The organism is Kovacikia sp. CALU 1929, from assembly GCF_056784235.1.
Genome location: NZ_JBXBCF010000060.1, coordinates 140,160 through 146,193, shown reverse-complemented (window position 1 = coordinate 146,193; position 6,034 = coordinate 140,160). Strand labels below are relative to the sequence as shown.

5 protein-coding genes are annotated in these 6,034 nt (G+C 47.4%); 2 read left to right on the top strand and 3 right to left on the bottom strand.

Annotated features, from left to right (window positions below; genetic code table 11):
- Window positions 1-417 precede the first annotated feature (417 nt).
- On the top strand, window positions 418-909 hold the full coding sequence (locus AC1S52_RS09480) for a YajQ family cyclic di-GMP-binding protein (protein WP_482028747.1): 492 nt from the start codon (window positions 418-420) through the stop codon (window positions 907-909).
- 418 nt (window positions 910-1,327) lie between these two features.
- A complete protein-coding gene (locus AC1S52_RS09475; RefSeq protein ID WP_482028746.1) occupies window positions 1,328-2,806 on the top strand; it encodes a tellurite resistance TerB C-terminal domain-containing protein in 1,479 nt (492 codons plus the stop codon).
- Between the two features lie 72 nt (window positions 2,807-2,878).
- Here the strand turns inward: AC1S52_RS09475 and AC1S52_RS09470 are convergent, their stop codons facing one another.
- The 3 genes from AC1S52_RS09470 to AC1S52_RS09460 form a co-directional block, all read right to left on the bottom strand.
- Complete coding sequence (locus AC1S52_RS09470) at window positions 2,879-3,694, bottom strand: chalcone isomerase family protein (protein ID WP_482028745.1); 816 nt, start codon at window positions 3,692-3,694, stop codon at window positions 2,879-2,881.
- Between the two features lie 179 nt (window positions 3,695-3,873).
- Window positions 3,874-4,647, bottom strand: a complete 774-nt coding sequence (locus tag AC1S52_RS09465; protein ID WP_482028744.1) for an ABC transporter permease — start codon at window positions 4,645-4,647, stop codon at window positions 3,874-3,876.
- Window positions 4,648-4,736: 89 nt separating this feature from the next.
- A complete protein-coding gene (locus AC1S52_RS09460; RefSeq protein WP_482028743.1) occupies window positions 4,737-6,020 on the bottom strand; it encodes a DUF5357 family protein in 1,284 nt (427 codons plus the stop codon).
- Window positions 6,021-6,034: the final 14 nt, after the last annotated feature.

The following is a 6,034-nucleotide window of genomic DNA, read 5'->3' as shown; positions in this document are numbered from 1 at the left end:
AGTACCGGGAATCTGACTGAGCAGTTAGTGAGGAGTATTTAGAGCATCATCGGAGTCCATCGAATCAGGAGCGCGATAACTTCCTACTTGAGTAGATTAACTTGGGCTTTCAGCCCTTTAGGAACCTATGCACTTTCAGTGCATAGTGGTTCAGTGTGATACTGACTGGAGAATAGTATAAAAAGTTTCCTGAAAAAGCGATCTCGATTCCGGTCAAGTTCAAGAAATTGCTACTAAACTCCGGTACAAAGTTCTGTATGCTTTTGCTGGTAGGGTTTAGGCAAATAACACTGGACTATTCCCAGCAAGCGTTTTAGCCTTAAGTATTGGGTCAAAGGATCTGGGTTTGAGAAGCATTCATGACCCTTGCCCCTTAGTACCTACCCTCTCTTCCCTGCACGTTTAGAGTTCTCACCTATGGCTGATACTTTCTCCTTCGACATCGTCAGTGATTTTGACCGGCAAGAACTGGTCAATGCTCTGGATCAGGCAAAGCGCGAAATCCAGGCTCGCTACGATCTTAAAGACACCAACACAACGCTGGAATTAGGAGACGAGCTAATCACTGTTAGTACAGACAGCGAGTTTACCTTGCAGGCAGTTCATACTATTTTGCAAACTAAGGCTGCCAAACGAAATCTATCCATGAAAATTTTTGATTATGGCAAGGTAGAATCTGCCAGTGGCAACCGGGTGCGGCAGGAAATTAAGCTCAAAAAAGGAATCAGTCAGGAACTGGGTAAGCAGATTACCAAGATCATCCGGGACGAGTTTAAGAAAATCCAGGCATCGATTCAAGGAGATGCGGTGCGGGTCACTGCCAAATCCAAGGATGATTTACAGGCAGTGATTCAGCGGCTAAAACAGGAAGATCTGCCAGTTGCGCTGCAATTTACAAACTATCGGTAAAAGAAAACTTCAGAAGAGATATGAGGACACACAATTTCAACTGTCAGCTCCAAATCAGGCAAATTTGAAAAGCCTCTAATAACGGGATCTGCAACTAATTCGCCCTCATCTCCACTCTTTCCTCCAAGGAGAAGGGCTGTCAGACATTTCCTGTCCCCTTTCCTGCTGAGAGAGGGCTGGGATGTAGCTTGCTTCCCGAAGAGTGGGCAGTTCTTGCAGGCATTTCAGCAAAGTCGCCCATCCCAGTTATTATCTGAAGCAAAATTATCTGGAGCAAAACCCTCAAATCCTCCGCTCAGGTGAAGAGCTTGAGCCATTCTTTTGGAGAGCGCGTACTATGGAGGGACATTCCAGCAGAGTGTTTCCTCTGGGAGCATTTTGATGGAATGTGGGAAGCTTCCCACATTCACGATTCACCATGCTAAGAAATCAGTTTCTCCTGGGGTTCGTTGCTTTTGGCATCAGTTTTAGCATTAGCTGGGCATCAGACCGGAATGTGAACAAAGCCCTGGCTACCGGGCTAACAACTTTGCCTGCGGCTGTCATTGCCTCAATGATGGTCGATCGCCGCTCCCACCCCAAACTGGAAGCCCGAATCGTCGCGCTTAAGAACCATATCCGGGTTCTGAAAAAGCGTCATGCAGAAACCTATCAAGCATACGCAGAGTTGGCAGCGGAGCGGGAGCAGTTGGCGATTGAGTCTAGCTCTGAGCAGCCTCCTCCGGTCATGCTACGCTTACCGCCTGCTCCTACGCCCTCTACGGTTCCTAAGAAGCCCATTAGTTGGGATCTGTCAATGCCAATGGATTCGGATCCAACCATTGACGTGAAGCCATATGAACTCCCAACTGAAATTCAATCCTTACCAAAAGCTGAGCCGAAAGCTGAATCTGCGACGGCTAAATCTCCTGCCCCAAATGCCCAGTTGAACCAGGTTCTGGCTGAAGCAACGGCAGCAAAACGCAAAATTGAAGCCAGCTTAAAATCCCTACGGGGAGAGCTAGACAAGTTGCAGGGTCAGGTTTCGAGTCATCGCCATACACGAGACACGTTAGTTCAAGAGTTGATTGATTTGAAACGACAGAAGCAGCAGTTGGAAGCTGAGTCTGCAACTTTAGAGAAAGATGTGAATGACTTGAAGCGCTGCCAGAATGAACTGAATCAGCATCTTTCTGATTCGGAGGCAAGACGCAAAGAACTGGATCAGGGGTCCCATCCTTTGCAAATCGCTGTGAAGCAGCTCCAAAACCAGGTTGGTACGCTGCAAGATGAACTGCGTAGATTAGAGATTCAGGTCAGCGATCGCCGCCAACAAAAGGATGATTTGGAACATCAGTTAGCCACTTTAACGGTTCAGCTTCAGTCATTACAGGAACAGCGGGATCTGCTTGCTCGCTCTCCAGCCGAGAAAAACGGAAAATCTCACCCGACGCCTAAAAAAGATGCCAGCAATGGTAACGCATCAAATCCTAAAAAAGATGCCAGCAATGGTAACGCATCAAAACATTTGAATCCACGTCCCGTTGTAACGGTTAGTGCCAGTCAGCCAGAGCCGGTGAAGGCTCAAACTATTGCAGCAACCCCTGCACCAGCGAAAGCTGAACAGTCGGCTGTCGAATCTGATGGCTGGGATGAGTTGATTGATCAACTGCCGGAGTATGAAATTCAGGTGTTGCGGGCAATTGTGGAGCAATCCAACCCAGCAGGTTTGATTAAAAAAATTGCGGAAGAAAATTTGACAATGCCAGAGATGTTGATTGATTCGATCAATGAACGGGCATTGGAGACCATTGGTGACATCATCGTAGAACCGGGAACAAATTCCAGTTCGGCGGCGATCGCCCGCGAACACCTGCGAACGGTCAAGAAACTCCTCAAAACCTATGGCGCTTTTTAATAGGTGTTGCTGGTTTGGAGAATGAATTTTAGGTTAGGGCTAACCTCCAAGAGATTCAGTCCGCGTCCCTAACTAACGGGCGACTCTTGCCCATACCGCCTCAAAGTTAGAATTGATGGGAAGTCTCTTCAGTTCCTGAACCGTTAGCTTTGAGTTTCTAGCAATTACTCCGATGATATTGCCTCGCCGCCCACCCATATCTCTTAAGTTAATTGAAGTATTGGCTTCGATATTAGTGCCAATCCCTGGAAGGGTAGTTGCTTTAATGGTTTTGTCGTCATCAGCCAGGGTATTTGTACCTCTCGGTACTTTACCCAAGTAAACCCAACCGCTAAGGGAGGGGCGTTCTGAAGTAAGTTGTTGCAAAAGTTTGACTTCTGTCTCAGTACGGTTCGTTTTATCCGTTTGATCCTGAGTAGCAGCTTCTCTCGATTGAGCCGTAAGGCGCTTTTGTAGCTTGGCTTCAATATCTTTTTTGAATTCAGGGGAGGCAGAGGCATCACCCAAAATCAGGTCAGCAATGGTTTGACGCAAAGCCTCATTGTCACTCACAATAGCCACTGTAAAAAGAATCGATTTGTCCGATTCTTGCTTTGCTAAGGAATATAAGCTAGCCAGGGCAATTTTGGCTTTAGCAGGGCTGGTGTCTGTTAGATTTGGTAACTGCTCTTGAATTCGTTTTGCAAATTCCTGCACTCGTTTAGTTTCCTGATCGATTTCCTGCAATCGGTTAGAAGTATATTGGGCACTTGCAGCAGCTTGGTAAGATTGCCAGCCGGTAAAGATCCCGAACAAGGAGACAAGAACTGCGGTTAGAATTTGTAAATTTTGTAGAAGGGATCGCCCATCGGCTGATTGCTTGGCTTGTGATTCACGATCGCTTGTCATGGGATAGATAAGTAGGTGAGACTAACTTAAATGTAAGACCTGTGTCGGTTGGGTTGAGGCAGGAAACCCAACACCTGCATGGGTTACGCCATCGCTAACTCATTCTAATTATTTAATTCAATTCACTATAGAATTTTGGCTTTTACAATTCTTCTGGAAGATTAGGGAATCTAATAACCTTAAAATTCGCGCAGGGAGAAGATCAGGGTTGCGATCGCCAGCAGCAGCACAATGTAAAGTAAGCCATAGCCTGCATTGATCAGCAGCATATCAATCCCAGGAATTTGCCCATAAACTGCCTGATTTTTGAGATCAAGTCGTGCCAGATCGGGTAGCACCAGGTATAGGCTTCTGGTCAGGTTTTCAATCGCCGGGTTTTTGCTGAGGGTGCCCAGCGTGACCAGATCACGGGTAAAGTTACCCATCAGGTATACCGCAAAGGTCAGCAGGGTTGCCAGGAGTGAACTGGTAAAAACCCCAAAAGTGATCGCGACGGCTGTAATCAGAGATAGCTGAAGAAATAGATAAAACGAAGACACTAGAATGCTAGCTGCGGGATAGGGCACCTGACTGAGGGACAAAATCCCAAAGTAAATTGCCGTCATCGCTGCCACTAACACGGCTAGCACCGCCGACAGTCCCAAGTGCTTACCGACAATAAACTCGGTACGGCTGATAGGTTTGGTAATCAGCACCAGCACTGTGCGTTTTTCGATTTCTTTGTTGACCAGTCCTGTGCCAACAAACACGGCGATCACCAGACCCAACAGGCTCATCGCTGCCAAGCCTATGTCCAGGATGATTTTGTCCTGAGTGGCAGCCGCAACCTCTGGCAATAGCCGAACACAGGCACCTAAGAAGATAGCGAACAACCCCACCAGGTAGAGGACGCGATCGCGGATTACTTCGCGGAACACATTTGTAGTAATAACCAGAGTTCTCCCCAGGTTCATGCAGCCACCCTCAAAATTCGCCAGACCCATCATATTCCACCCACTCACCCCTATACCGTTTCTCCCCATTAAACATTTCCCGGTTTCTTCTAAGGGAGGGGAGCGGTTTCTGGTTGCGGCATCGCTTCTGTGCCTGATACCGCTTCGGATGGAGTTTCCTGGAGAGGCAGGGCATCCGGCGTGACTTCTATCCGCGAATAGTCAGGCTTTCCAGCGAAAGGACCCCTGACCCCGCCACACGCCACCTCGGCTATCCCGGATACGGCGGGTGGGGTTGTGCTTTCACCCGGTGCCACCCGTGTACCAGGGGTTCTGTTAATCAAGCAGGTCTTGGTCATGTAATACCCCGCTCCATCAGTAGTCGGTCCTGTCCAGATGGCAAATAGCTGTAACGCATACTCCATGCCAGGCACGGGGCGTGCCTCTAGTTGCCACAGTTGGTTCTCCTCCAGGTCGTTCATTAGCCTGAATACATCATCCACAAACTCTTGTTTGCGTTGATTCAGTTCAAATAACCATCGCTCGACCTCTGACCAGGGACGCCCTGCCAGTTGACCCTCAACGGTTTCACCAGCCCGATCTAGAAGAATGGTTCCCCGTGGAGCCGGTTTATCTCTAGGGTTGAGGTCTAAAACGAATGCACTTCTGCTCAGATCTCCGGACAAAATGCTGGGATATTGTTCCAGCCAATCCTGGGTTGAAAAGTAAAGACCAATCCAACAACTGAGCAGCAGATTACTCAGCATTAATAGAATAATTTGCTGGCGATCTTCTGGCTTTTCAGGAAGGGTGTATTTGGGTCCGAGTTTAATAAATTTAGGCAGCGAGGCAATGGTTGCCGAAATGGGGGGCCAAAATACCAGAGCAACGGAAATAGGTGTATTCAATAAGCTTCCGAATAGGAAAATGCAGAACAGCGCTCCAGTAATCCAGGGCGCAAAGTAGAAGTTGTTGAGGGTCAATCCTTTCTTGACATTGATCTCGATATCGGGTGCAGCTTTTAGCTTCTCTTCATGCATAAACCAGTGGACACCTGGTATTAGAAATAGCCAGCCCACGGTTGCAATAAAAGTATGAATAATCTGGTTACGGGGCAGCATTGAAAAGACCCAGGAAAAAACACTGATCCAGATTAATACTTGCCACGAATCCCATTTGTCTTTAGGAGGGGTTAGTATATTAACAATTTGTTTAAAGGTGTTTTGAATGGATGAAACAATACTTTTGGCAATATCCAATGCAAAGATTGAAGTAATTGCCAGAACCAGAATCAATCCAATGGGTATCAGCGCCAGGAGCCAGAGAAATACTGGGGAAATGGCTAATCCAGGAATTAGCTGGGATAAAAGGATTGGGTTCAAGGTAGTGCCCATCTTAGGAAATAAAC

Excerpts from the sequence above, each read along its gene's own strand:
- AC1S52_RS09480 (WP_482028747.1), top strand. The coding sequence starts at position 418 with ATGGCTGATACTTTCTCCTTCGACATCGTCAGTGATTTTGACCGGCAA.
- AC1S52_RS09475 (WP_482028746.1), top strand. The coding sequence starts at position 1,328 with ATGCTAAGAAATCAGTTTCTCCTGGGGTTCGTTGCTTTTGGCATCAGT.
- AC1S52_RS09470 (WP_482028745.1), bottom strand. The coding sequence starts at position 3,694 with ATGACAAGCGATCGTGAATCACAAGCCAAGCAATCAGCCGATGGGCGA.
- AC1S52_RS09465 (WP_482028744.1), bottom strand. The coding sequence starts at position 4,647 with ATGAACCTGGGGAGAACTCTGGTTATTACTACAAATGTGTTCCGCGAA.
- AC1S52_RS09460 (WP_482028743.1), bottom strand. The coding sequence starts at position 6,020 with ATGGGCACTACCTTGAACCCAATCCTTTTATCCCAGCTAATTCCTGGA.